Annotated in this window: 21 protein-coding genes and 3 pseudogenes; 12 read left to right on the plus strand and 12 right to left on the minus strand. The window is 63.0% G+C overall.

The window, feature by feature from the left end; genetic code table 11:
- Positions 1-291: 291 nt before the first annotated feature.
- Both M3I53_RS24550 and M3I53_RS24555 read left to right on the plus strand, forming a co-directional pair.
- Complete coding sequence (locus tag M3I53_RS24550) at positions 292-948, plus strand: ABC transporter ATP-binding protein (RefSeq protein WP_254318443.1); 657 nt, start codon at positions 292-294, stop codon at positions 946-948.
- Between the two features lie 121 nt (positions 949-1,069).
- Positions 1,070-1,390 (plus strand): annotated as a pseudogene (locus M3I53_RS24555) (aldo/keto reductase); the annotation flags it as partial.
- Here M3I53_RS24555 and M3I53_RS38265 read toward each other — a convergent pair.
- A pseudogene (locus tag M3I53_RS38265) lies at positions 1,388-1,684 on the minus strand (LysR family transcriptional regulator); the annotation flags it as partial. The pseudogenes M3I53_RS24555 and M3I53_RS38265 overlap by 3 nt on opposite strands.
- A gap of 96 nt (positions 1,685-1,780) precedes the next feature.
- Between M3I53_RS38265 and M3I53_RS24565 the strand changes: the two are divergent.
- Positions 1,781-1,941, plus strand: a pseudogene (locus M3I53_RS24565) (SLC13 family permease); the annotation flags it as partial.
- 213 nt (positions 1,942-2,154) lie between these two features.
- Here the strand turns inward: M3I53_RS24565 and M3I53_RS24570 are convergent.
- Complete coding sequence (locus tag M3I53_RS24570) at positions 2,155-2,694, minus strand: hemerythrin domain-containing protein (RefSeq protein WP_254318444.1); 540 nt, start codon at positions 2,692-2,694, stop codon at positions 2,155-2,157.
- Positions 2,695-2,911: 217 nt separating this feature from the next.
- Entirely contained in the window at positions 2,912-4,144 is a 1,233-nt protein-coding gene (locus M3I53_RS24575) for an Nramp family divalent metal transporter (protein ID WP_254318445.1), read from the minus strand.
- A 257-nt stretch (positions 4,145-4,401) separates the two neighbouring features.
- Between M3I53_RS24575 and M3I53_RS24580 the strand changes: the two genes are divergently transcribed.
- From M3I53_RS24580 to M3I53_RS24590, 3 genes are all read left to right on the plus strand, one after another.
- Complete coding sequence (locus M3I53_RS24580; protein ID WP_254318446.1) at positions 4,402-4,659, plus strand: CsbD family protein; 258 nt, start codon at positions 4,402-4,404, stop codon at positions 4,657-4,659.
- A 72-nt stretch (positions 4,660-4,731) separates the two neighbouring features.
- Complete coding sequence (locus M3I53_RS24585) at positions 4,732-5,106, plus strand: phage holin family protein (RefSeq protein WP_254318447.1); 375 nt, start codon at positions 4,732-4,734, stop codon at positions 5,104-5,106.
- Positions 5,103-5,414 carry a hypothetical protein gene (locus M3I53_RS24590; protein ID WP_254318448.1) on the plus strand — a complete coding sequence of 104 codons (312 nt, stop codon included), beginning with the start codon at positions 5,103-5,105 and terminating at the stop codon, positions 5,412-5,414. The genes M3I53_RS24585 and M3I53_RS24590 overlap by 4 nt, the downstream gene beginning before the upstream one ends.
- Before the next feature lie 71 nt (positions 5,415-5,485).
- Here M3I53_RS24590 and M3I53_RS24595 read toward each other — a convergent pair whose 3' ends face one another.
- Positions 5,486-5,740, minus strand: a complete 255-nt coding sequence (locus M3I53_RS24595) for a DUF6723 family protein (RefSeq protein ID WP_254318449.1) — start codon at positions 5,738-5,740, stop codon at positions 5,486-5,488.
- 369 nt (positions 5,741-6,109) lie between these two features.
- Here M3I53_RS24595 and M3I53_RS24600 point away from each other — a divergent pair, with 369 nt between their 5' ends.
- A complete protein-coding gene (locus tag M3I53_RS24600) occupies positions 6,110-8,467 on the plus strand; it encodes a PAS domain S-box protein (protein ID WP_375542574.1) in 2,358 nt (785 codons plus the stop codon).
- A gap of 11 nt (positions 8,468-8,478) precedes the next feature.
- Here M3I53_RS24600 and M3I53_RS24605 read toward each other — a convergent pair whose 3' ends face one another.
- The 4 genes from M3I53_RS24605 to M3I53_RS24620 form a co-directional block, all read right to left on the minus strand.
- The gene (locus tag M3I53_RS24605; RefSeq protein ID WP_254318450.1) at positions 8,479-9,072 is read right to left on the minus strand and encodes a response regulator receiver protein; all 594 of its coding nucleotides are present in this window, start codon (positions 9,070-9,072) and stop codon (positions 8,479-8,481) included.
- 243 nt (positions 9,073-9,315) lie between these two features.
- Positions 9,316-9,513 (minus strand): hypothetical protein, encoded by a 198-nt coding sequence (locus M3I53_RS24610; RefSeq protein ID WP_254318451.1) that lies wholly within the window; start codon positions 9,511-9,513, stop codon positions 9,316-9,318.
- 603 nt (positions 9,514-10,116) lie between these two features.
- Positions 10,117-10,308 (minus strand): hypothetical protein, encoded by a 192-nt coding sequence (locus M3I53_RS24615; protein ID WP_254318452.1) that lies wholly within the window; start codon positions 10,306-10,308, stop codon positions 10,117-10,119.
- A gap of 357 nt (positions 10,309-10,665) precedes the next feature.
- On the minus strand, positions 10,666-11,622 hold the full coding sequence (locus M3I53_RS24620; RefSeq protein ID WP_254318453.1) for a hypothetical protein: 957 nt from the start codon (positions 11,620-11,622) through the stop codon (positions 10,666-10,668).
- A gap of 323 nt (positions 11,623-11,945) precedes the next feature.
- Here M3I53_RS24620 and M3I53_RS24625 point away from each other — a divergent pair, with 323 nt between their 5' ends.
- Positions 11,946-12,203 (plus strand): DUF883 C-terminal domain-containing protein, encoded by a 258-nt coding sequence (locus M3I53_RS24625; RefSeq protein WP_254318454.1) that lies wholly within the window; start codon positions 11,946-11,948, stop codon positions 12,201-12,203.
- A 132-nt stretch (positions 12,204-12,335) separates the two neighbouring features.
- Positions 12,336-14,186, plus strand: a complete 1,851-nt coding sequence (locus tag M3I53_RS24630; protein WP_254318455.1) for an ABC transporter ATP-binding protein — start codon at positions 12,336-12,338, stop codon at positions 14,184-14,186.
- A gap of 497 nt (positions 14,187-14,683) precedes the next feature.
- Here the strand turns inward: M3I53_RS24630 and M3I53_RS24635 are convergent, their stop codons facing one another.
- The 4 genes from M3I53_RS24635 to M3I53_RS24650 form a co-directional block, all read right to left on the minus strand.
- Positions 14,684-16,213, minus strand: coding sequence for a CYTH and CHAD domain-containing protein (locus M3I53_RS24635; RefSeq protein WP_254318456.1), 1,530 nt, complete (start codon positions 16,211-16,213; stop codon positions 14,684-14,686).
- 101 nt (positions 16,214-16,314) lie between these two features.
- Positions 16,315-19,062, minus strand: a complete 2,748-nt coding sequence (locus tag M3I53_RS24640) for an EAL domain-containing protein (protein WP_254318457.1) — start codon at positions 19,060-19,062, stop codon at positions 16,315-16,317.
- Between the two features lie 8 nt (positions 19,063-19,070).
- Positions 19,071-19,853, minus strand: a complete 783-nt coding sequence (locus tag M3I53_RS24645) for an ABC transporter substrate-binding protein (RefSeq protein WP_254318458.1) — start codon at positions 19,851-19,853, stop codon at positions 19,071-19,073.
- A gap of 296 nt (positions 19,854-20,149) precedes the next feature.
- Positions 20,150-21,502, minus strand: coding sequence for an MFS transporter (locus M3I53_RS24650; RefSeq protein WP_254318459.1), 1,353 nt, complete (start codon positions 21,500-21,502; stop codon positions 20,150-20,152).
- 323 nt (positions 21,503-21,825) lie between these two features.
- Between M3I53_RS24650 and M3I53_RS24655 the strand changes: the two genes are divergently transcribed.
- The 3 genes from M3I53_RS24655 to M3I53_RS24665 are packed head-to-tail and all read left to right on the plus strand — an operon-like array spanning position 21,826 to position 26,288.
- On the plus strand, positions 21,826-23,619 hold the full coding sequence (locus M3I53_RS24655) for an IlvD/Edd family dehydratase (protein WP_254318460.1): 1,794 nt from the start codon (positions 21,826-21,828) through the stop codon (positions 23,617-23,619).
- A gap of 24 nt (positions 23,620-23,643) precedes the next feature.
- Positions 23,644-24,822, plus strand: a complete 1,179-nt coding sequence (locus M3I53_RS24660) for a fumarylacetoacetate hydrolase family protein (RefSeq protein WP_254318461.1) — start codon at positions 23,644-23,646, stop codon at positions 24,820-24,822.
- 23 nt (positions 24,823-24,845) lie between these two features.
- Positions 24,846-26,288, plus strand: coding sequence for an aldehyde dehydrogenase family protein (locus M3I53_RS24665; RefSeq protein WP_254318462.1), 1,443 nt, complete (start codon positions 24,846-24,848; stop codon positions 26,286-26,288).
- Positions 26,289-26,306 lie beyond the last annotated feature (18 nt).

A 26,306-nucleotide genomic window follows, 5' to 3' on the forward strand; every position in this document is an offset into this window, starting at 1 on the left:
CCCAGCAGGCGTTTGCCGTGTTCGAGCTGCTCAGCGATCTGCGGGCTCGCATCTGGATGCGTTACGGCGTCGAGTTGCACGAGCTGATCCGTCAACAGCGATCGCCTCCGAACGTCGGCGACGTTGACGATATCGCGGACCCGTTCTGAAACGACGTCAACCAGCGGCCGGCATCGGCCGCCGTTCGTTGTTGAGCGATTTACTCGACCTGCGCCGCCGTTTAGTGTCGGATTTGCACAGCCGTCAACACTTGAGGTCAGCAGCGCCCGCGCCGGCTATGGCGCGATCAATGTGTTATGGGACGTTTCGCTCAATATCGCCAGCGGCGAGGTCACGACCATCGTGGGCCCGAACGGCGCGGGCAAGACCACGCTGCTGCGGGCGATCATGGGGCTCGTGCCGCTGGAGCGCGGCCAGATCACCTTCGACGGCGCGCCGCTCGCGGGCGTGCCGACGTGGGGCATGGCGCAGCGCGGTATTGCGATGGTGCCCGAAGGGCGCATGATTTTCCGCGACATGTCGATCGAGGAGAACCTGATGCTGGGCGCGTTTGCAAAAACGCGGCGCGCTGGCGCGAAAGCGCAGCTCGAGGAGGTCTATGCGCTGTTTCCGCTGCTCAAGGAGCGTCGCGCCCTGGCTGCGGGCACGCTGTCCGGCGGACAGGCGCAGATGCTGGCGTTGGGACGCGGGCTCATGTCTTCTCCGCAGCTCATGCTGATCGACGAGCCTTCACTTGGGCTTGCGCCTGTGATGGTGCAGGAAGTGTTTGCGATTCTCGAGCGGCTGAAGGGGGCGGGGCGCACGATCGTGCTGGTGGAGCAGAATACCAATATGGCGTTGCGGCTCGCTGATCAGGTTTATCTCATGCAGGGCGGGAAGGTTACGTTCGCTGCGCGTGCCAAGGATGTGGATGTGGAGGTGCTTCACGATATGTATTTCGCGCGATAGGTTTTTTGTCAATAGCGTTTCATGAATCCCATTCATGAAAGCATGCGCAATCCAGGTCTTTATCGAAAAGCCACTCCGTATTTAAATCTCCACTTTGGCAACGAGCTCGAAGTGAGAGGATATGGACTATCGCAATCTGGGCCGCAGTGCGCTCAAGATTTCCCCGCTGTGCCTCGGCGCGATGATGTTCGGCGGCGAGACCGACGCGGCCGCGTCGAAGCGCATCATCGACAAGGCCTTCGAACAGGGAATCAACTTCATCGACACGGCCGACGTTTATCACGCGGGCCGCTCGGAAGAAATCGTCGGCCGGGCCATCGCGGCGCAGCGCGACAGCTGGGTCGTGGCGACCAAATTCGGGTTCCCGTTCGCACAGGGGCCGAATGAGCAGGGGCAGTCGCGCAAGTGGATCTACCAGTCGGTGGAGGCGAGCCTGAAGCGTGATGCGGATGGTGCCTGCCGGCTTGTCGCGCAGTTCGGTGAGCGCGGCAAGCTCGGCGTCGATCTGCTCGAAGCGCGGCGAGAGCGCCTGAAAGAGCCGCTCGCCGGCTTCCGTGGTCGATACGCTGCGCGTGGTGCGCGTGAGTAGACGCAGGCCGAGACGCGTTTCGAGGCTGCGGATCGTATGGCTCAGCGCCGACTGCGAGACGCCGAGTTGCGCGGGCGCGCGCGTGAAACTGCGCTCGCGCGCGACGGCCAGGAATGCAAGGAGATCGCTGAAGTTTTCACGCGCCATGATCGGGTTCGCTGTGGGGGCGGGTGGAGCGAATCGTATCAAACACGCGAACGGCTGGCGTGCGCCGCGCCTCCTTCATGCACGGTCGCAGCGGCGATGCTGCTTTCGGAAGGCGCCCGACGGGAAGGACTGTTCGATTGGATCGCCGCACTCGCCGTTCAGCATGCGGGGGCTCCCGGCTGCGGTTGCTCGCACGGATCTATCTGGCAGGAGTCGTCACGACGGCATTTCTCTCAAATGACGCGACGGCGGTCCTTTCGGGCAGACCGACCGTCGGCGCCTTCCGGGCGGTTAGCTGGCGGCCGAGCGCCAGGATGCGCGCCGTCGAAGCGAGCGAGGGAGCTACGCTCGCTCGACAGCTGGACCGCCTGCCCGATTCTCTATCGATCTCTATCGAAATTCGTCAGGCGTTCTGCGCCGGATCAAACTGCGGCTGGCGTCCCGAGGCTGCCAGTTTTCGGGAAGCGGTCTTACTCGGGGAAATCGAGGTGGGACAAGCTGAACGTGCGATCGCCCGTGCTCCGCACACCGGCGGCGTCCAGTTTCTCTTCGAGCTGTCTCTTTCGTGCCGCGATGCGGTTCCCCAGTTCGGCAAGGTCCAGGCTGCTCTTGCGTAACGCGGGGAATAGCGTCTTTTCTTCCTCGTCGACGTGATGCCGTACCAGTTCGGACAGCACCTTGAAGGTCGCGTCGAATCCGGTGTGCGACGGCTCGAGCGTGACAAAGCGCTGGATAAGCGACTTTACAAGGTAGTGCTCGACAAGCGCTTCATCAACCTTGATGGTGGCGTCAGGCAGCGCCTCGGACGCTGCCGGGTAGAGCAGCTCCTCCTCAAGCATGGCATGAACGGTCAGCTGTTCACAGGCTCGCTTGACGAGGGCGAAGCGCGCATCGGCCGCGGCGTCTGGCGCGGGCCTGAACGCGTCAAACAGTTTTTCGACTGACCGGTGGTCCGCGCGAAGGATTTCAAGCGCGTCAGCCGCATCAGGCTTCTTGACTTCATTGACCATGACCTTCTCCTCAACGATCGTGTTTCAGACGCCGCGGGCGGACTGCGAGGGTGTCCGGGCGGGGGCGCGCCGATCGCGCGTTTCGCGAGCGGGCCGGCGCTCCGGTGACTACAGCAATTCACGGACCAGCAGGCGCACTTTGGTGCCCCGAGCGACAAACGAATCCCGTTCTCGCAGTACGCGCCCCGGGCGATCGCGCTCAGCAGAAAACATCCACCTACCCGGGAATGAACATGCCCACGGCCGCAAGCGCCATGAACGCCGTTGCGATCCAGCCGCCCGCTTTCAGCAGCCCCGAGATCGCGAACTTGCCCATCACGCGCCGGTTGGTACCCATCAGCATGACCACGACCATGACGGGCACGGCAGCCAGCCCGTTGACTACGGCGCTCCAGTACAGCGCCTTGACCGGATCGAGATGTAAGAACGTGATGGCGGTGCCGCCGAGGATGGCCAGGGCAATCACGGCATAGAACTCGCGTGCCAGCGTCAAGTGGAGCGAAAGGCTGCTGCGCCACCGGAACGCCCCGGCAGCCCCGTATGCCGCAGAGCCGGCAAGGACGGGCAGCGCGAGCAACCCCGTGCCGACAATGCCAGCGGCAAAGACGTATGCCGCCAGATGGCCCGCTATCGGTTCGAGGGCTCTCGCCGCGTCGGCGGACGTCTGGATCTTCACGTGATGGGTGTAAAGCGTTGCGGCGGCCGTCAGCATGATGAAGAACCCCACCCCGTTGGAGACGGCCATGCCGATCCAGGTGTCGGCCGTGATCCGGTTAATGTGCCGGTACGCGCGAAACGACGAGATCCATCGCAGCGGCCGCTCGCCAGGTTTCGCCCGCATTTCCTCGACCTCCTGCGAAGCCTGCCAGAAGAACAGGTAAGGGCTGATCGTGGTGCCGAGAACAGCGACGACCGTGGTGAGATACTCGGCCGAGAGATGGGCCCGCGGCCAGACCAGCGAGATGGCGACCTTTGTCCAGTCGACCGGGACGACGAAGACGACCGCGACATAGGCGAGCATCACCAGGGTGAGCCATTTGAGAAAGCGCGCATAGCTTTCGTAGGGCAGCGAAATCTGCAGGATGGCTGAGAATACGCCGATGGCAACGACGTAGAGATGCTCGGGGCCCGGAACGAGAAGATGGATCGCTGCGCCCATCGCGGCGAGATCCGCGGCGATGTTGATGGTGTTGGCCACAGCCAGCAGCAGCACCAGCAGCACGACGAGCCATTTCGGGCCAAACGCGCGCATGTTCGAGGCGAGCCCCTTGCCCGTGACGCGGCCGATCCGCGCGCTGGTCATCTGGATGGCGACCATGAGCGGGTAGGACAGCAGGAGCGTCCACAGCAGCGCGAAGCCGAACTGCGCACCTGCCTGGGAGTACGTGCCGATGCCGCTGGGGTCGTCGTCCGCCGCGCCGGTCACGAGGCCGGGACCGAGGCGCGACATCCATGAGCGTTCCGTGCGGTCAGTGACCGCGGTCTCAGGCTCGAGATTCTGCTGATCGTTTGACACGGGGCGGCTCTCCTTTCAGGGCCGCAGACCCTGCGGCGAGACAATTCAGCAAGTCCCGTGCCGAAACGGCCAACCGCTCCTGGGAATGGTGGTTGCTCTCACCTTCGTGTGAGGACGCGATGAAACGTCGCTCCGAAATCGAGGTACAAATTCGCGCATTCGCGCATGAAGGGCACGTGAGGAGCATCATCATGGAAACGACGAAGGCGGACGGGCTGGTAGAAGAAGTAGCAGGAAGCGCGAAGGCGGCAGCTGGCGAAGTGCTGGGTGATCCGGAGATGACCCTGAGCGGCAACGCGAAGGCGCTATGCGGGAAGTCCGCGCAACTCCTCGGCGACGCAGCGGACGTCGCACGCGACGCCCTCTCCGAAAGCCCGATGTCCGTGCTGGGCGCCACTTTCGGCATTGGCCTCGTGATCGGCGCGTTGTGGGCCTGGAACCGCCATTGAAGAGCGGCGTGGTATGACTGCGTCGGGGCGTTGCGCTGGACCGCAAGGCTCTGCGAGGACGGGAGAACGGCCATGCGGATTCAATCGAAGCTCGACCGCTTGCGTAGGGTGTTGCGGTTCGTTACAGCGCGCCTTTCTGACTATGGGGAACTGCTCTCGATCGAATTGGCTGAAGCGAGGGAACGCCTCCTTCGCGAGCTCATCGCGCTTGTCGCCCTCGCGGTCTGCGGGCTGTTCACTCTGTCCTTTTTCTGCCTCGCGCTGATCGCCACCGCGTGGAAGACCCCCTGGTTCCTCGTCGTCGTATGGGGCATCGCCGCGCTCTGGCTGGTCGCATCGCTCGCGGCACTGCTGGCGTTTCGCGCACAGCGGCCCGCAGTGTCGTTCGACGTGCTGAAGCACGAGCTCGGGGCAGACCTCGAGTCAGCCAGGGAGGCGCTCAAATGAACGCTCATGCCCGAAGGCGGCAGGAACGGGAAGCGGTCCTGCTCAGCCGGATGGAGCTCACACGTACGCAGCTTCTTGCCGCCACCGTGAGGGCACGGATTCACGATCGAACGCCGAAGTCCTCCGAGAACGCGCTGACGCTCGCGAATATCGGTCGTGCGCTCATGGCCCAGCCGAACGTCACGCTGCTCGGCTCGGTCGTACTGGGTGCGCTGGTCCTGGGCCCGAAGCGGGTTGTGCCCGATGTCGTACGCACGGTGTTCAGCGCATGGATCACGCGCAATATAAAAAAGGCGATCGGGCGTTGAACGGTAGCACGGCGTCCCATGGGAAACAGCAGGCGTGGCAGCGGGCGCGGTGCGGGTCGGGCCATGCGTCCTCAGTCCTCGGGACGCTCGACATCAAGCCGGACGAACTCTTCGGCTAGCTCACGTACTGCGAGCCGGGCTTCTTCGGCAGTTGCAAACGGCCCTGGAACGACACAGCCGTCGAACGGATAAATCAATTTCCCATCAGCCTTTCTCCTGATCCTGAGATGGCCAACGTACTGGCCCATCGCATTGATCTTTTGTCGGCACACCACGTCGTAGCCAACAATTTGAAGTGCGTCTGCGGCGCGAACGGGCTTCCCCATGGTTTTCCCCAAAAACACGGTCGTACCAACCCAGCTTGATGCGCGGTTTCAGCATTTAGCGAACCTGGCTTACAACGCCCAGTATCTGAAAGCCGCGCACGCACCTATTCAGTCATCGTGTCGGCCCGATCGCGTGTTCTCGCTTGTGTTGGGACGCGATCGAAACGATCTCGACGCCAGTGGCTCCGGACCAATTCGCTGAAGCAGGTCCGATCAGGCAATCGAGGCTCGGAAATTGCTGTGCTCATCCGCTCCGGGGCGCACTGTCCAAGGATCCATCGGAGAGGGGATAATGCTGAAAGTCACTGTTGACGCCGTTCTCGAGGCTGCCATTTGCGGGAGGTGCCGGGAGTCGCGCAGGGAGTCGCGATGATGGAAGATCGCATGTTCCAGTCTCAATCCGGCGACGCAGCGGTTGCCTGGGAAACGGCGATGGTCGCCCGCGTCTCGGAGTACGGGATCTTCCGTCTGACGGAAGCGGGAATCGTCGCCACGTGGAACGCAGGCGCCGCGCGCATCAGCGGTTACGATGCCGCGGAAATAGTCGGCCAGCACTTCTCCGTTTTCCACACCGCCGAGGACAACGAAGCCGGCGTGCCTGAGGCGATGCTGCAAGCTGCCCGTGAGTACGGTCACTGTGAGACCGAGGCGTGGCGTCTGCGCAAGGACGGCTCACGTTTCTGGGCAAACGTCCTCGTTACACCGCTTTGCGCACCGGACGGGAGTTTGACAGGGTTCGCAAATATCGTCCGGGATGTCACCGACAAGCGGCTTGCCCACGAAGCAGTGCTCGAAAGCGAGCGCAAGTTCAGGCTCCTCGTGCAGGGCGTCACCGACTACGCGCTCTTCATGCTCTCGCCCGAGGGGATTGTCACGAACTGGAACCTCGGCGCTGCCCGGATCAAGGGCTACGAGGCGGACGAAATCATCGGGACGCACTTGCGGCGGTTCTATACCCCCGAGGACGCTGCGAAGGGGCTACCCGAACGCGGACTAGAAATCGCTGCGCGTGAGGGCCGCTTCGAAGCGGAAGGCTGGCGCGTCAGGAGAGACGGAAGTCGTTTCTGGGCCAACGCCATCATCGATGCCATTCGGGATGAGCACGGCGAACTCGTTGGCTTCGCCAAGATCACGCGCGACGTGACCGAGCGCAAGGTCGCCCAGGAGCAGCTGGAAAAGGCGCGGGCAGCCTTGCTGCAGTCGCAGAAAATGGAAGCCATTGGCAAGCTTACCGGCGGAGTCGCGCACGACTTCAACAACGTGCTGCAGGTGCTCCGTGGCAATCTCGAGCTGCTGGAGCGCCGCCATCGCGATAGCTGGTCTCGCGAGCGCCTCGAAAAGGCAATCGAGGCGACCGAACAAGGCGCAACCCTCGCCTCACACCTGCTTGCCTTCGGTCGGCGGCAAGCGTTGCAGCCCGCAGTGGTCAACCTTGCCGTCATGCTCAGGAATATGGACGACATGCTGCGTCGGGCGCTCGGCGAAATGATTCAGGTGGAAACGGTGGTCTCGGGTGGACTCTGGAACACGCTCGTCGACCCCAATCACCTGGAGAACGTCGTGCTGAATCTCGCCATCAACAGCCGCGACGCGATGCCCCGTGGCGGTCAGCTGACGCTCGAGCTGTCGAATACAACGCTCGACAGCCACTATCACGCGCTTCCTGAGGATGTCGCCGAGGGGCAGTATGTGCTGCTTGCGATTACTGACACCGGCACGGGCATGCCGCCAGAAGTGATGGAGCATGCGTTCGAACCGTATTTCAGCACCAAGGCGGAAGGGGAAGGGACGGGACTGGGATTGAGTATGGCCTACGGGTTCGTCAAGCAGAGTAGGGGGCACATGCGGATCTACAGCGAGGTCGGACATGGGACCACGGTCAAGATCTATCTGCCGCGCTCGACGGAAGAGGTTGTCGAGCCGGAGCCGTCACAGACACCCATGGTTCCGGGCGGCTCAGAAACCATTCTCGTGGTTGAAGACGACAAGCGTGTTCAGTCCACCGTGATCGAGATGCTCACTGACCTTGGTTACGTTGTGCTGAAGGCGGATGACGCACAAAGCGCCATGGTGATCATCCGCAGCGGCGCCAGGATCGACCTGCTGTTTTCCGACGTGGTGATGCCAGGGCCGATGCGCAGCACCGAATTGGCAAAAATGGCGGTGCGTGTCTTGCCGGGCTTGAGGGTGCTCTTTACTTCGGGTTACACACAGAACGCCATCGTCCATGGAGGACGGCTTGACCCGGGGGTGCATCTGCTCAGCAAGCCGTACAGTCGCGAACAGCTGGCAAGGAAAATACGGCGCATGCTGGGTAGCCGCCCCGGTTCGATTCGTCCCCCACCCCCCAGCGCACCCAACGCGGGCGCGCCACAAGTTTCCATACTAGTCGTCGACGATGATGCTGCTTCCCGCGAAGCAGTGAGCGAACTGCTCTCGCAGATGGGCTATGCCGTCAGGCAGGCGGGTAATCGGGAGTCCGGCCTGCGCGAGGTGACGGAAAGTGTGCAGATTCTTGTCACTGATATCGCGCTACCCGACGGATCGGGCGTCGAACTCGCCCGGGTTGCGCTTCAGCGGGTGCCGACGCTGAAAGTCATCTTTGCGTCGGGCGCAGAGACGCCGCCCGCTCGCGATGTGGGCTTCGAGTTCGCCTCCGTGCGCAAACCGTTTTCGGCAGAGCAGTTGCGCGATCTCATCGAGGCGGCCCGTGCAGGAGAGCCCTGATCGTCACGCGGTCAGCGATTGTCTGTGATGCGCTCGTCGTCGCAGCCGCCGATTCTGTCTATCGCGTTTAGCAGCGCATTGAGCGCCACTGGTTTGGGCACGATTTCGTCGACCTTGCCGATGAAGCTCGGCACGTCCTGCGGCCACGCGAGTGCGATGATATGTGGCCTTTCGGTGCAGGTATCAAAGCCCTCTATCAACAACAAGGACGCGCCGCGAGAAAACGGCGAGACATCGACGACGATCAATTGTGATGGTTCGAGCCAGACCTCATGCCAGGTGTCAAAGGCACGCGCCTTCGCCCGCCCGTAACCCTTTACGTCGAGCAGAACGGAGAGAGAGTCCCGGACCCACTTGTCGTGCCCGACAATCACAATCGGTCCGGCTAGCGGCGCTAATTTAGGTACTCCGTGGGTAGTTGACTTGCGCAGTTGGCACTCGCTGCGCAGCCACTCCAGGCGGGACAGATAGTAGCGATCCTGCGCCCTCGCAAGCCCAGCGAGGGATGTCGCTGGATCGTGCTCGAGGCGTTCCAGGTCCTGTGTTGCCCTGTTCAGTTCAGCGACCGCAGTATCGAATGCGAGCGTGTCTTCCGGCTTCAACATGGCGATTTCGCGTAGGAAACGCAAAGAAGATACTCCCGGGAGTGCCTCCCGACCGTCTAACAGGGCGTGCGCCTTGTCTTCCAGCGTTGCCGGTAGCCATGAAGTTCTTCGCGCGCCATCCGGATTGCACTGGCCTTACGCGGTCATTTCACGCGTATTGCCGAGGCTGCGCTGGCAGTCGATTCCGTGGTTGTTCCGCGGGCATGCGCGGGACTACTTACAAGGTAGGCAGGCGGTTGCCGCTCAGCGTTTTCCGGCGATTGCCTGAAGCACCGAATCACCGTCACGGGTAAGGCGTGGACGTTGTCCTCCAGATGCAAGCTGCTCCAGAGCGACCAGCTGGTGTTCGAGCAACGTGTCGAACTCTTCGCGGTCCAGATCGATCTGCTCGGGCGCGGCCTTGACGAGCATAAGGGTAGCGAATTCGTGAGGGCTTAGCATTTACGTGTCTCCGTATTCTCTCTGGATTGGACGTTGACTGTGAGCATGTATTACCGCTGACGCACCAGCACGTCCGGATTGGCAGTTATTCCAGGTCTTTTTTTCCGACCTTGCGAATTCGAAGCCTTCAAGGCCGGAACTCAAATATTAATTCGGAATGCGACGGGAAACGAATGAAAAGAAAGTATGGAGCCCCAACCATGATAGAGCACCTTTGCCGGACGCATTTTGTATCGCGACGCGCGCCTGATGTGCAGTTGAAGGTACCCTCTCCCCGCAGTGCTGCGCATATGAGGACGGTTTGCCGCGAATAGTCAGACCATGATTCGGCGAATGGCAGGCAGCAGCCTGACAGTCCGTCGCATTACGCCGCTCCCGTGCAATTCGAAATTCAAGGCCGGCACGATTGGATTTAAATTGTAATATTTTTTGCACTATTCATATTAAAGAGGTTGAGCGCGTCAACCCTTATAGGCGCATGCAACTTAACTTGAGGTCTGTCCAGGGACTGTCCGCGGTCTCGGCGCGCTTTTGAGCTTCCCGACAGAGGACGTCGAACAAACCTCGATGACAAGTGTGTCCGGCACGCGCAGCGCCGGTGGTTCAACCGCCGCCGATTCCCTGCGTGACCTTTCCCGTGCCTGCACAAACAGTGCAGCGCTCGCCCTCGACGAGGCCAGTGCCGTGGCAGGCTCCGCACAGGTCCTCGCCTACGCCCGGCGCGTCCGGGGGGCCTTCGTCGCCCGGATTCAAGGGTCCTTCGTTCTGGTCACTTGCTGGCCTGGAATTTTGCATGGCTAGCCTCTCGATGGTGGCGTGTGAATTTCTCGTCCGCGTGTCAGGAAACGGACGATCCGGACCTCTTTCACGCAGTTCTCATGCCCGAAACGGGCACCTTAGCGTTGTTGCATTGCAGTCGCGAACACGAGCGACTTGCCAGCAGACCTCCCCGCGATGGATGCAGCGTTCCGGGGCCGAGGTCTGCGTGCACCATCGCGGATGGAAATGCGGCTGCCTCAATGCCAGAACAGGGCGATGAGAATGATGATCGGGATCGGGACACCGAGCAGATACAGAAGAATCGAGCGCATGTCTGCCTCCTTACAGTTCGAAAAATTCAACGTATTGGCAACGCGTGATCGGCCGGCGCCGTCACAATTCGCGCATGCGGCCGCCTATCGTCGCCATGAGGCTTGCGGCGAATGCGCCAATCAGCAGGGAAATAAAGAGCCACAGCGTCACGTGAACGGTCGCCCTGCGTGCCGTTTCAGCAGCAGCGCGCGCCGCGCGATCTTGAGCGTCCGCATTCTCCTGCACGCGCGACCAGGTAGTCGTCACGCGAGCGCGGGCATCGGCCGGCGCAAGCCCCGTTTGCTGGGCCACGACCCGCGCGACATAGTCGCTGTCCTCCGGCGGAAGAGGGCCGCCGGCAGGCAGGCTGTTAAGGAAGATGCGCGCGATCTCCTGCTTGCGCGCCGCGCTCGCTAAAGCGTGGTCGGCATCCGGCGCTGCCGTCACCGCGCCTGGCGCGGCGGCGCCCGGGACCGGTCGCAACATGCCGTCGATCAAATAGCCCATCGGCCAGGTGTCATAAGCCGCGAGGGCATTGCCGCGGTCAGGCGTCCCGACGTCCCCCGTCATGCCCGCGCGCCCGGCGTTTTGCATGCCGACGCTTGCGCCTTCATGCACGAGGCCGGAAACGGTCGACGTGAGAAGTGCGGCAGAGAGAAGGGTGGCGAGCGCCCAGGCGAGAAAGCCATGCGCAGTATCGCGAAAGTGCGTTTCATCGGTTCCCGCTTCCGGCCAGTGGTGGCGCAGCCGCCCCGCGAGATAGCCACCGAGACCGGCAGACATCACTTGCGTTACGCAGATCCAGATGACTGCCGCTACGCCAAATGCCTTCGCGTGCGCGCCGCTTCCGGGCCACGGCGACAGGGACGAAAGCCCGAGCCCCGTGCCGAGCGTTAGCAGAATGAGCGAGAAGGCGGCCATGCCTGCAGCGCCCGCCACGATCGCGCTCCAGGAAACGGCGGCGCGTGCGCGTCCGTGGGGCAGCCCGGCGGCGCGAGCCGCGGCGATGTCGGTTCCCAGTCGGTCGATCTCTTCCATGACGCTCCTCCCTGTCGTGGACTGCATTGAGCAACAAGTCACTCAGATGAGCGGCGTACTACCCGGTCCGGCGAGCGTGGCACCCGAGATGAAACTGCCGCCCGTTCGAAGCTAGCTGAAGCCAGCACTGGATACGCCCCGCCGCGAGGGCCGCGGCCCGCTGTTAGCGCACCGCCCGTGCCCGGGGATGAAGCCGCGCAGCGCGCGTCTGTGGCATGTCGATTGCTGTTGCGGCGTGGCAATACAGGGAGTCAGGCGCCGCGGCGACCCAGCGGCAGTTCATGACCGAGCATGTCGGTACAAGCGAACCAAGGAGTGCAATCATGAGTTCGGAAAAAGTGGAAGGCGTTGCCAAAGAGATCGCTGGCGAAGCCCAGGAGAAGGTCGGCGCGGCGCTCGGCGATCCGGCCATGGAGCTCGCCGGCACGGCGAAAGCGCTGTGTGGCGAGTCTCGACAGCTCGTTGCCGACGCCGCCGTGGTAGCGCGCGAAGCGATGGCGGAAAACCCCTTGCGGGTGCTGGGTATCACGGCTGCGATCGGCTTCGCGCTCGGGTTGTTGTGGAGCCGGAGCCGCGACTGAGCGCTCGCCGGACCAAGCCGGGGAATGCCATGTCAGGCCGTACGAAGCTCGATCGCTGGCACAACGTCGGACGTTTCGCCGTACGCCAGCTGGCTGACTACATGGAACTGCCCGGCAAACGGGGGCGCTCCCATGGTCACTAGAGATGCAGGCGCGGCAGACGGCGGCCGCCGATTCGATACTCGCGGGCGGCGCGCGAAGGCGCTCATCCAGTACGCGAACAAGCCAGTGCGCCTGCTCTTGCGTTACGTCCTCGCGCGTCCGTATGGTCACGCTCTGGTCCTGTCAAGTATCGCCGCGGCGGTGGTCTGTGCGCTCGGGGCACAGTTCGCGATCAGGAATCTCATCGATGCTCTACCCTCGGGACACGCGTATCCCGCTCGAGTAGTGGATGCGTTTCTCATCATCGTCGCGCTTCTGTTTGCCGATAACCTGTTCTGGCGGCTCGCGGGTCTCTCTGGAGTGCGAACGTTTGTTGCGGTAACGGGAGACGTGCGGCGCGAACTATTCGGATACCTCGCCGGACATTCGCCAACTTACTTTTCGAACGCGCAACCGGGAACGCTGGCAAGCCGTATTTCGGCGACCGCCAACGCCATCTTCACGATCGAAAATACTTCGGCGTGGAGCGCCATTCCAACGTTTCTCACTGTGGTGGGGTCGGTCGTGCTGATCGGCTGGGTGAGCATTGGGATGGCGTTCGCGCTCGTTGCCATTTCCGCTTTCATGACGGCTTTCCTTTTCTGGCTCGCGAAGAAGGGCAGCGAGCGCCATTTGCATTTTGCTTCCCGGGCCGCCTCCGTCGACGGGGAACTGGTCGACCTGCTCGGCAATATGTCTACCATTAAGGCATTCGACGCAACGGCGCGAGAATGCCTGCGTTTCGGCAACTTTCTCGATAACGAGATCCGCTCGCGCCAGTCATCGTTGCGCCACCTGGAAAAGCTCAGGATCGTGCATGCCGTCATGACGGTCGTGCTGTCATGTTTGTTGCTGGGCTGGGTCGTCTGGCTCTGGACCGAGGAGCGCGCCACCACTGGCGACGTCGTGCTGGTGAGTTCGCTTGGTTTCGCGATTCTGCACGGCACGCGCGACCTCGCTGTCTCGCTGGTGGATATGACCCAGCATGTTGCGCGGCTCGCCGAGGCCGCGCAATTCCTGCTCGTGCCGCGGGAAATGGAGCAAAGATTGGGTGTGCCAGACCTGGAAGTCCGCGACGCGAATATCGATTTCGAGAATGTCACGTTCTCCTATCCCGGCCGGCGTCGCGTGCTGGATCACTTCAGTCTGCATATCGACGCTGGGCAACGGGTGGGTCTGGTGGGGCCGTCCGGCGCCGGAAAGAGCACCGTGCTCGCGCTGGTGCTTCGGTGGTTCGATCCGGCAACGGGGGCGGGCGCCGTATGCATTTCCGGACAGCGTTTATCAGACGTGAGCCTGAAGAGCCTGCACGATGCGGTGAGCTTCGTACCGCAGGATATTTCGCTGTTCAACCGCTCGCTGCTGGATAACCTGCGATACGGGCGCCCCGATGCGACTGAAGAGGAAGTCCTGCAGGCCTGCGAGCACGCGGGCTGTCTCGATCTGATCCGCTCGTTGCCGGAGGGTTTGCATACCGTCGTCGGCGATCGCGGCGCACGCCTTTCAGGAGGACAGCGGCAGCGCATCGCGATTGCGCGTGCCTTCCTGAAGGACGCGCCGATCCTGTTGCTTGACGAGGCGACTTCAGCGCTCGACAGCGCGTCCGAAGCGGTGGTCCAGGCTGCGCTAGACAAGCTCATGAAGGGCCGGACGGTCGTTGCAATCGCCCATCGTCTCTCGACACTGCAGAACTTCGACCGCATCGTTGTCGTCCAGCACGGGATGCTGGTGGATGATGGCACTCCCGCGGAGCTGGCGCGCCGCGCGGGCATCTATCGCGACGTGCTGCTTCGTCACGAGCGGCGTGACGCCAGCAGGACCGGGTGGCTCGCGGACGGCTAGCTGGCGTTCAACCAACGCCCAAAAGATCGTTGAATGGGGCGCTCGAAGCCGCGCAGGTCCGGCGGCTCGGGAGCCATGCTTGCGCCGTGGCAGGTGGCTTCAGGCGTCGGCAGGCGCCGTATCGGTCAATATGCCTCGTGAAAATGGCTGCTATGCAAATGGATGACATCCAGGGCGGGGTTGCTCCGGATCATGCGAACGGCTGCCGCGAGAATCAGATCCCGAGACAGCCCGAAGGCATCGACTGGCGATGTAGCCGGCCGTCGGTCAAGCGCAGCCAGCGCGCTGCAGCTTATGGTTGCCGGTATTGTCCGCTCACCGTCACTGAGCCTGAACGAAAGAAGGTCGCTGCCTGGCACCTCGGCCCCGCCGAGTATCGTGAAAGAAGTCTCCATCCCCGTTCGTTCGAGTTATTACGGTGCACAAACTATAGCGTCAAAAGCACTCTCGTCGCCAGGGCGTGTACGTCAAGACGACCTGGCTGATTACCTGCCTGTTCAGTGCGGGGGCGAGAGGCGTCTGAAACGCTTCCATAACTTCTTCAATGTCTGCTGATCGGCAGCGACGCGCGAAGCGAGGTAGCCTCTGGCGAAAGCCGCGCCAGGAACTGCCGCGCTGGACTTCTTTGACACCGTCCGCAGAAGCTGATCGGCGACAACCGCATCGTTACGCCAGCCGAGATCGTCCTGGAGTGCCGTCAGCGCCTTGATGTAATGCTGCACTGCGTGTTTCGAAGACAAGGACGCAAAGAACTCTGTCGCATATCGAACCTTTTTTGCCGCTATACGCGCGCGGTGCCTACGGTGATCATCGAGCTCCGCCAGGCGCTTGCCGCGTTTGATCAGCTTGCCGTGTCGGCCGCTCAGCACTGCGGCGGCGAACTGCCTCGCGGGCCTGTCGATCGCTGCAAGCTGTTTGTCGGTCATCGCGTCACGCCATTTTTTGGCGTCCAGCCATAGCGTAAGTTCCAGCACCAGCCGCGTGTAGCGAACCGATTCGGCCGCGGCTGCCGCCCGCTTCCGGTTATCGACTGCCATCTGTGTGCACGCTTGTCGCACTGACTCCATTTCGCCCGCGTTGCCATCCGCTCCGGCACGATCGAGCGTGGCTCCCGCCAGGACTTCCCAGTCGCGTGCCGCACCGAGTTCCGCCGCAATCCAGCGCAGTTCGTCGTCGAGCCCGGAGTAGGCGGGAATCATCTTGTCGAACAGGTCCAGCGCCGAACGCAAACGCCGAAGTCCCACGCGCATCTGATGCACACACGACGGATCGTGACCGGACACGACGCCGCGCTCGTTGGCGTGCACCTGAGCGAGGCAATTGTGTGCAATCGTGCAGAACGCGTCTTCGATCGAATCACTTTTTCCAAGGCATACAGGCTCTGCCTTGACAGCCTCGGCGTGTTCAGCAACAAGCAATTCGTAACCGACGTCCGCTTTGCTGCGATGGTCGATTCGCAAGGGCGCGACCTTCAGGAGTTCGAGGGCCGCCGCGTGGAGAGCCTGCGGATTGCCCCGCTTGAGTTCGAGTTCGACACCGGCGAGGGGGACGGAGCGCGCTTGTGAGTCTACGGTACCCTCGTCGAGCGCCACTTCAATTTCATCTTCCGGAGGCAGACGCAGCACGATCACGGTCCGGTTGATCCGCGTGACGAATACGGGAGCGATCTGCGAGACGACGGCCTGATCGCGAATCAGCTTGCCGCACTCAGTGTCGGCGGATATCGCATCACTCAATAGCGCGAGGTCGGGCGTGTCACGATCGACCGGCATTTCGAACTCGTCTCTGTCGAACACGCCCGCGTCGCCAACACCCTCGAGCTTCAATGTCTGGGTTCGCTGCTGCCCGTCGGCACGCACGCGCAGAGATGCTTTGCACCGATGAATGGCCAGCTCGGGAGTATCGAAGTAGGTGCTCGTCAGTAAATGCGGGGAATTCGCCTCAGCCTGCCCGTGCGCAAGGAAAGGCGTATGGCGAAGTTTGTCCAGATCGCCGGGGGCGATTCGTAGCTTTAACTCCCTTTCCATAATTGCCTCCATTCGGCGCAACGCGCAATCCAAAACAATACCGCAGCAAGTTTCGCGCCGCCCCGGCACGGACGCGTGATGCGACGGGCAACGGGGCGCGCTTACTCCGTGATGCACTCCGACGCCTCGAACCCACGCAATGCCGCCTCGAACTCCTCGACAGGAATCGGGCGGCAGAACAGATAGCCCTGGTATGCATAACATCCGGCCGAGGCGAGGAAGGCGCGCTGCTCCTCGGTCTCGACGCCTTCGGCGATCACGCCGAGGCCCAGGCTGTGCGCGAGCGCCACGATTGTGCGGGCGATTACGGCGTCGTTCGGATCGACGAGGACATCGCGCACGAAGGAGCGGTCGATTTTCAGTTGATCGAGCGGCAGGCGCCTCAAATACGAAAGCGACGAGTAGCCGATGCCGAAATCGTCGAGTGCGAAGACGATGCCGTTCGCTTTGAGCGCCTCCATTTTCTCGATGATCTCCTGCACGTTGTCGACCAGCACGCTTTCCGTCAACTCGAGCTTCAGCCGGTCCGCTCTCGCGCCGGTCTGTTCGAGCGTGGCCAGCACGCCTTGCACGAAGTCCGGCTGGTGAAGCTGCTGCACGCTGACGTTGACCGCAATGGTCAGATGCTCGGTGTCGGGCTGCATGGCCCAACGCGCCAGCTGGGTGCAGGCCGCGCGCAGCACCCAGCTGCCCAGTTCGGCAATGAGCCCGGTTTCTTCAGCCACGGGAATGAAATCGGCCGGGTACACCAGCCCGCGCAGCGGATGCCGCCAGCGCACCAGCGCCTCGACGCCGGTGACGCGGCCGCTGTCGATCTGCATCTGGTAGTGAAGCACGAACTCTTCGTTCTCGATGGCTTCGCGCAGCGCCGCTTCGAGCGCGGCACGCTCCACCACGACCGTCTGCATGTCGGGGTCGAAGAGGCGCACCGCGTTGCGGCCGCGTTCCTTCGATTTGTACATGGCGAGATCGGCCTGCTTCATGAGGTCGTCCGTCGACGCCTGGAGGCCCTTGAATACGGTTGCGCCAATGCTCGCCGTGCTGCGGTAGTCGATCTCGTCGAGTCGATAAGGATTCCCGAGCACGGCGAGAATCCGCTCGCCCAGGGCCTCGGCCTGGCGTGCCGCTTCGCAGGGAACGGGGTTCAGGTTGCCCACCACGACGACGAACTCGTCGCCGCCCACGCGCGCCACGGTGTCGCCCGCGGGTATGCTCGCCGCCAGGCGTTTGGCCACTTCCTGCAGCAGCAGGTCGCCCTTGTCGTGGCCCAACGTGTCGTTCAGCGTCTTGAAGTGATCAAGATCGATGAACAGCAGGGCGCCGCTCGTGCCGTTCCTCGCGCTATCGGTCAGGGCGTCCTTGAGGTTGTCGAGCAGCAGCGTGCGATTGGGCAAGCCGGTGAGCGCGTCGTAGAAGGCCAGCTCCTTGATGCGCTGGTCGGCGATCTTGCGCTCGGTGATGTCGCGCCCGCTCGTGCGAAAACCGATGAAATCGCCCTTTGAGTCGGTAATCGGCACCCACGACGCGGAGAGCCACATGAGCGAGCCGTCCTTGCGTACGCAGCGGAATTCCAGATTGTCGCCGCGCGAGCCCAGTTGCGCGCCGCGAAATTCGGGCGCGACGTAGGAGGCATCGCCCGGATAGATCACGGTGCAGGCGAAGTCGCTCATCGCCATGCACTCGTCGACGGTATAGCCGATGTACTGCTCCACCGCCGAGTTGATCCAGCGCGGCTTGCCTTCGGGCGACCACCAGATTTCCCAGTTGACCGTGCAGTCCGCAATGGCGCGGAATTTTTCCTCGCTTTCGCGCAGTTCCTTCGTCATCGACGACGCCATCCGTATCGCGCGGCTGCGACCCGTCATCATGAGGCGCGTGAGCAGCGCGAGCAGCAGGCTCAGGCCCGTGCCGGTGATCGCGATGAGCGTTGCCGCGTCGCGGCCGAAGCGCGCTTTGAAGCCGTCGCGCGCCATCAGCTTGAGCATCCAGTCGTGTCCGCAGACGACCAGGTATTCGGTCGCCGAAAGATCGCTGGGCAGGTGATGGGGGGAGGCGCCCGACGTTCTGTAGAGCAACGCGTCCGGCGACGATTCCACACCGTCGTAGATGGAGACCGAGAGGCCCGGCGGCTCCTCGCCGTAGAGGCTTGCGATGACGTCGTGCATGCGAAAGGACGCATAGACCCAGCCCACCAGTTGCGCCTCGCGTTCCGTGGCGTTTGCCGGCGCCAAGCCGCGTGCGTAGACCGGCATGTACATCACGAAGCCGGGGTCGGCGCCGGGATCGGTGTCGACCGAGAGGCGCACCTTGCCGGAAATGGTCGCCATGCCGGTGTCGCGCGCCTGCTCCATGGCGCGTCGGCGCACCGGATCGATCCAGGCGTCGAAGCCGGGCGCGGCGCGATTGGCGCCGATATACGGCTCGCGCTGGATGATGGGTGCATAGTTCGCGCGCGCACCATCGGGCGCGATCGAGTAGCCTGGCAAGCCGCGGTGTTGCATGGCCGTGACATGCGCGGCCTTTTGCGTTTGCGGCACCCACGCGACGATGCCGATGGCCTGGATGCCGGAAAAATTGGCGTCGAGATTGAGTGTATTGACGTATGCCCGGAACGCGTCGCTATCGACCTCGCCGCTGGCGGCAAAGAGGCTCTGCACGCCGCGCAGCAACAGCTCGTACGTGCCCATGCGCTGTTCGATGCGGCTCACGACGTCGCCGAGCGAGAAGTCGAACTGCGTGAGCAGTTCGTGGCGGGCCGCTTCCCGCTCGTGGTTCCAGAGCGTCCAGGTCACGCCGAGCGCGGCGGCGAGAACCAGTAGCGGGAGCAGAACGAGGCGCGTCCGGGTCATGGCGGCGTCTAGAAGGGGACCATCGAGTCGGCGAGGTCAGGCTTGAAATACTTCGTGAAGATGCGCCGCACCGTACCGTCGGCGATCATCTCGTTGACCAGGGCGCGCCACTTGTCCCGCTCCTCGGGCGAGAGCGCCTTCTTCGACATGATGAGTCCATGTGGAATGGGTGGATCGTCGAACTCCACGATATTGGTTACGCTCCGAATCTTCGCTTCGTCGATGGCGGGATAATCGAACGGCTCGATGATCATTCCCTGAATGCGGCCAAGGATCAACGCCTGGTAAAGCGGCTCGAGGCCCCCGGCCTGACTCACGCGGTTTTCGGCGGAGAGCGAATCGACCAGCCGGTTGGCCGACTCGCTGTAGCGGAAGCTGCGAATCACGCCGAGCTGAAACTTGTCGTTGTGCTCGAAATCGGCCAGTTGATGGATGCCCGAATCCTTGCGAACCAGCAGATAGTACTTGTTGCTGAAGTACCAGGCAAAATCCGCGTATTGATTGCGCTCTTCGTTGGCAATGCCCGAGAGGCTGAAATCGAGCGCGCCCGATTCGATCAGTTTCCAGATGCGCGCGCGCGACATCAGGCTCACGCGGATCTGGCAGCCGCTGCGCCGCGCGAGAGCGTCGGCGAAGTCCTTGTCGATGCCCGTGTCCGTGTCGACGGAGTAGAGCAGCCCGTGATCGTGTAAGGCGAGCGTAAATGAGCGCGAGCAGTCGGGGCCCGCGGCAACCGCGGTGCCAATGCAACTGAGCGCGAGCAGCAGGCCTCCAAGGCAGTTTCGAATCACAGCGTCTCCGTTGCTTGTCAATGCGCCGATGGCGGTGCGTCGGGCGAAAAACAGTGTTCACGTCTTATCGGCAGCGTGCTGCAATTCTTGAGACAATTCCAATTGTTTTTTTTGCATGGTTTTTGTGGAGGCGCTGGGGGCTTTCGGCAGGACGATTGCCTGTGCTCGCCAGACTGCGAAGGGCAAAAAAAAGCGCCGGCGCAAGGCCGACGCAATTTTTAAAACGGAATTGTGTAAGGAAGGCGCACCCGGAAGGTGGTCCTCGCAACGGACGATTTAGCCGATTCGCATAACGCTCAGTTCTCTTCCACGGGATCGCGGTTCAGCATGCTTTTCGGAATCGATAGGATCAGAACGCAGCTCACGAGCAGACACGCGCCCAGCGCATAGGTGCCGTTGTTGATGTCGCCGGTCAGGTCCTTCGCGACGCTGGTAATCATGGAGCCCGTGAAGCCGGACAGGTTGCCGACCGAGTTGATGAGCGCAATACCGGCCGCCGCGGCCGTGCCGGAGAGAATCTGCCCAGGGAAAGTCCAGTAAATCGGCATGAGCCCGAGGATCGCGCAGGTGGCGATAGTCAGGAATACGATGGAGAGCGGCACGTTGTGCGCGAAGAGTGCGCTCAGAATCAGGCCGGCGCCGCCGATACAGGCCGGAATAGCCGCATGCAGCCGGCGCTCGCCCGTCTTGCGCGAGTGCGACGCATTCCAGATCATGGCGACCACGGCGCTGAGATAGGGAATGGCGGTCAGCAGGCCGATATTGAACGTGCTCTTCACGCCGGAAGCCTTGATGATGGAAGGCAGCCAGAACGCCAGACCATAGAAGCCAGTATTGAAAGTCAGCAGGATGAACGTCAGCAGCCAGACGCGCGGGCTTTTCAGCGCCGCCATGGCGCTATGCGTTTTCTTCGCGCTTTCCTGCTCGAGATTCTTTTGCAGCACGGCTTTTTCGGCGGCGCTCAGCCATTTCGCCGACTGAATGCCGTCGCCCATGCGCAGCAGCACCACGAAGGCGACCAGGATCGAAGGAATGCCTTCGAGGAGCAGCATCCACTGCCAGCCGTCGAGGCCGAACAGGCCATGCGTGTTTTCCATGAGCCAGCCCGAGATAATGCCGCCGAGCGTGAGGCTCACCGGAATGGCGACCAGGAACCCCGACATCGCGACGCTCTGGCGACGCGCGGGAAACCAGTAGTTCAGGTAAAGAATGATGCCGGGGAAGAAGCCCGCTTCGCAGACGCCGAGCAGAAACCGCAGGATGTAGAACATCGTCGAGGTTTGCACGTGGAAGAAACTCGCGAGCGGCGCGATAAAGGCGAGCGACGAAGACACGATGCCCCACGTCACCATGATGCGCGCGATCCAGAAACGCGCGCCATAGCGATGCAGGAGCAGGTTGCTCGGCATCTCGAAGAGGAAGTATCCCCAGAAGAAAATGCTTGCGCCCACTGCATAGATGCTGTCGCTCAGGCCGAGCGAATCGAGCATCTGCAGCTTGGCAAAGCCGACGTTCACGCGGTCGAGGTAGGCGACGACGTAGCACAGAAGCAGAAGCGGCAGGATGCGCTTCAGGACCTTGCGGTACAGCCGTTCTTCGGCTTCGTTGACGGCGGCCGGCGAGTCCGCGATCTGGGTCAGGGTTGGCATGGGATGTGTCTCCTTTCACATGTGCCTTCGAATTGTCCCGCTGCTGGGGAGCGATTCCACGAGCTTCGTGGCGTACTTGCTGGATCTCGGCGCTGGCTGTGAACAGCGCGCTATTTTGTTATCGGTAACACGGCGGGCGCTAAATTAGCATGAGACGAGGCGCCGCGGCAAGTCGGAAGCCGACGCCAGGGTCGGGAAAACGCGTGGTCTCACCTGGTGCACAGGGCAGGCGCAAAGTGCTAATATCCAGAAATGTTACCGATAACAAACTGGCGCGGACTCGAATATGCGCGCGCCACATCGTCGAGACAAGGAACTAGCAAGTGAGTGATACGACCCAGCCCAACGCACGGCGCCTGCGCAGCCAGGAATGGTTCGACGACCCCGCCCATGCGGACATGACTGCGCTCTATGTCGAGCGTTTCATGAACTACGGTCTGACCCGCGAAGAACTGCAATCGGGCCGCCCCATCATCGGCATTGCGCAAACGGGGAGCGATCTCGCCCCCTGCAACCGGCACCATATCGAGCTGGCGGCCCGCACGAAGGCGGGTATTCGCGACGCGGGCGGCATCCCGATGGAATTTCCGGTGCATCCGCTTGCCGAGCAGAGCCGCCGGCCCACGGCGGCGCTCGACCGCAACCTGGCCTATCTGGGTCTGGTCGAAATTCTTCACGGTTTTCCGCTCGACGGCGTCGTACTGACCACGGGCTGCGACAAGACCACGCCTGCTTGCCTGATGGCCGCGGCAACGGTCGATATGCCCGCCATCGTGCTGTCGGGCGGCCCGATGCTCGACGGCTGGCATAACGGCCAGCGTGTCGGGTCGGGCACGGTCATCTGGCACGCGCGCAATCTGCTGGCGGCCGGCGAGATCGACTACGAGGGCTTCATGGAGCTCACGACCGCTTCGTCGCCCTCCATTGGCCACTGCAACACGATGGGCACGGCGCTGTCGATGAACAGCCTCGCCGAAGCGCTGGGCATGTCGCTGCCCGGCTGTGCCAGCATTCCGGCCGCTTACCGTGAGCGCGGGCAGATGGCGTACGCAACTGGCAAGCGCATTGTGGACCTCGTGCGCTACGACATGCGGCCGTCGCGCATCATGACGAAAGAGGCGTTCGAGAATGCCATCGTCGTGGCCTCCGCACTGGGCGCGTCCACCAACTGCCCGCCGCACCTCATTGCGATCGCGCGGCACATGGGCATCGAGCTGAGCCTCGAAGACTGGCAGCGCGTCGGCGAACAGGTGCCGCTGATCGTGAACTGCATGCCGGCAGGCGAGTTTCTGGGCGAGAGCTTCCACCGCGCGGGCGGCGTGCCAGGCGTGCTGCGCGAACTCGATCGCGCGGGCCTCGTGCACCGCGAATGCCTCACGGTTTCGGGCCGCACCATCGGCGCCATTGCCGACAGCACGCCGGAGCCCGATCGCGAAGTCATCAGGACAACCGATGATCCGCTCAAGCACGGCGCGGGCTTCATGGTGCTCTCGGGCAACTTCTTCGACAGCGCGATCATGAAGATGTCAGTGGTCGGCGACGCCTTCCGGCAAACCTATCTGAGCGAGCCGGGCGCGGAAAATACCTTCGAGGCGCGCGCGATCGTGTTCGACGGTCCCGAGGACTACCACGCGCGCATTAACGATCCGTCGCTCGAAATCGACCAGCGCTGCATTCTCGTGATTCGCGGCACGGGCACGGTGGGCTATCCGGGCAGCGCCGAAGTGGTGAACATGGCGCCGCCGGCGGAACTGGTGCGCCAGGGCATCACCTCGCTGCCCACGCTGGGCGACGGCCGCCAAAGCGGTACGTCGGCGAGCCCGTCGATCCTGAACATGTCGCCCGAGGCGGCGGTGGGCGGCGGCCTCGCGCTGCTGCAAACGGGCGACCGCATTCGCGTGGATCTGAATGCGCGCAGCGTGAACGTGCTGGTCGACGAAGCCGAACTGGCGCGGCGCCGCGAAACGGCGCACTTCGAGGTTCCGCCGGCACAGACGCCCTGGCAGGAGCTTTACCGCAAGACGGTGGGGCAACTGTCCACGGGCGGGTGTCTGGAACCGGCCACGCTCTATCTGAAAGTCATCGCCGAGCGCGGCAATCCGCGCCATTCGCACTAACCATCGGACCCAACTGGACGCACCATGACCTCGAACCCCCCATCAAACTGGCTTCCCGGCGATGTCGGGCAGGCGCTGCTCGTTGGCCGCGTGTGGCGCAACGCGGGCCAGCACGAAGGCCCCTCCGTCGTGCTCGTGCGCAACGGCGAAGTCATCGATATCACGGCCAGCGCGCCGACTACCGCGGATCTGTTCGACCGCGAGGACCTCGCGCAATTTGCGCGCACCGTGAACGGCGAATCGCTCGGCCCGGTGGAAAAGCTGATCGACGCGAATCTGCCCGGCAGCGTGGAGCCCGCGCTGCTTCTGCTCGCGCCCAACGACGTGCAGGCCATCAAGGCCTGCGGCGTGACGTTCGCGGTTAGCCTGATCGAGCGCGTGATCGAGGAGCAGGCAGGCGGCGATCCCGCGAAAGCGCGGGAAGTGCGCGAAACCATCGCTGCCACGATCGGCACCGATCTCTCGAAGATCAAGCCGGGCTCGGAAGACGCAATGAAGCTCAAGGCGGAACTCGAGCGGCGCGGCGCGTGGTCCCAGTACATGGAGGTGGGCATCGGGCCCGACGCGGAAGTGTTTTCGAAGTCGCAGCCCATGTCGGCGGTGGGCTTCGGCGCGGATGTCGGCTTGCTGGCCGCTTCGGTCTGGAACAACCCGGAGCCGGAAATCGTGCTGGCCGTGAACAGCCGCGGCGAGATCGTCGGCGCGACGCTCGGCAACGACGTCAATCTGCGCGACATCGAAGGCCGTTCCGCGCTGCTGCTCGGCAAGTGCAAGGACAATAACGCCTCGTGCGCGATCGGTCCGTTCGTGCGTCTGTTCGACGAGTCGTTCAGCCTCGACACGGTGCGCAAGACGAGCGTCGCGCTGCGCGTGGAGGGCACGGACGACGACTTCGTGCTGGAGGGCATCAGCCACATGAGCGAAATCAGCCGCGACCCGGCCGACCTCGTGGCGCAGACGTGGGGCCCACATCACCAGTATCCCGATGGCTTCATGCTGTTTCTCGGCACCATGTTCTCGCCGATCAAGGATCGCGACACGCAAGGCGGCGGCTTTACACATCACCTGGGCGACAAGGTCACCATCTCAGCGCCGGAGCTCGGCGCGCTCATCAACACCGTGCAGTTGAGCACGGAACTCGCGCCGTGGACCTTCGGCGTGCGCGCGCTTTATCGCAATCTGGCTGCGCGCGGATTGCTGTGAGCCACTGAATCGGAAAACGCGACATGAACCAGTTCGACAATTACATCGGCGGCCAGTGGGTGCCCGGCGCCACGGCATCCACCAACATCAATCCCTCCAATCTCGACGACGTGATCGGCGAGTTCGCGCAGGCAGACGACGCGCAGACGCGCGACGCCATCGCCGCCGCACGCAAGGCCTTTGCGCAGTGGTCGCTCTCCACGCCGCAGCAGCGTTTCGATTTGCTCGACCAGGTGGGTAGCGTCATTCTCGCGCGCAAGGCCGAGTTGGGCCGCCTGCTCGCGCGCGAAGAGGGCAAGACACTGCCCGAGGCCATCGGCGAGGTAGGCCGCGCCGCGCAGATCTTCAAGTTCTTTGCCGGCGAGGCGCTGCGCCTTGGCGGCGAGATCGTGCCTTCGGTGCGCCCCGGCATGACCGTCGAGGTGACGCGCGAGCCGATCGGCGTGATCGGGCTCATTACGCCCTGGAACTTTCCGATCGCCATTCCCGCCTGGAAGATCGCGCCGGCGCTGGCCTATGGCAACACGGTCGTCATCAAGCCCGCCGACCTCGTGCCGGCCAGCACTTGGGAACTCGTGAAGATCATTGCGGAAGCGGGCGCGCCGGCCGGCGTGATCAACCTCGTGATGGGGCGCGGCTCGGTGGTGGGCGAGGCGATCGTCAACTCGCCCGATGTCGATGCCGTGAGTTTCACGGGCTCGGTCCCGACGGGCCGCGCGATCGGCGCGAAGTGCTTTGCGACGGGCAAAAAATTCCAGCTGGAGATGGGCGGCAAGAATCCCATGGTCGTGCTGGACGACGCCAATCTCGACGTCGCCGTGGAAGCCTGCATCAACGGCGCATTCTTCTCGACGGGGCAGCGCTGCACGGCGTCGAGCCGCCTCATCGTGACCGAAGGCATTCACGACCGTTTTATCGAAGCGATGAAGGCGCGCATGAAATCGCTGAAGACGGGCGACGCGCTGGCGGACGGCACGCATATCGGGCCGGTGGTGGACGACAAGCAGTTGCAGCAGGACGAACGCTACATTGCCATTGCGCGTGAAGAGGGCGGCGAGGTGTACGGCGGCGAGCGCGTGGAAGGCGCCGCGCGCGGCTATTTCCTTGCCCCGGCGCTGATCACCGGCACAACTGCGCAAATGCGCATCAACCGCGAAGAAGTGTTCGGCCCGGTCGCCTCGGTCATCAAGGTGAAGGACTATCACGAGGCGCTCGAGGCGGCGAACGACACGGAGTTCGGTCTGTCGGCCGGCATCTGCACGACTTCGCTCAGTTATGCCAACCACTTCCGCCGCCACGTTCAGGCCGGCATGGTCATGGTGAATACCGCGACGGCGGGCGTGGACTATCACGTTCCGTTCGGCGGCCGCAAGGGTTCGAGCTACGGCCCGCGCGAGCAAGGCAGCTATGCCCGCGAGTTCTATACCACGGTCAAGACGGCGTACGTCAATCCGGGCGCAGTGTGAAGCCGCTCGGGCGGCGTA

Source organism: Paraburkholderia sp. CNPSo 3272 (genome assembly GCF_024206495.1).
Lineage (GTDB): Bacteria > Pseudomonadota > Gammaproteobacteria > Burkholderiales > Burkholderiaceae > Paraburkholderia.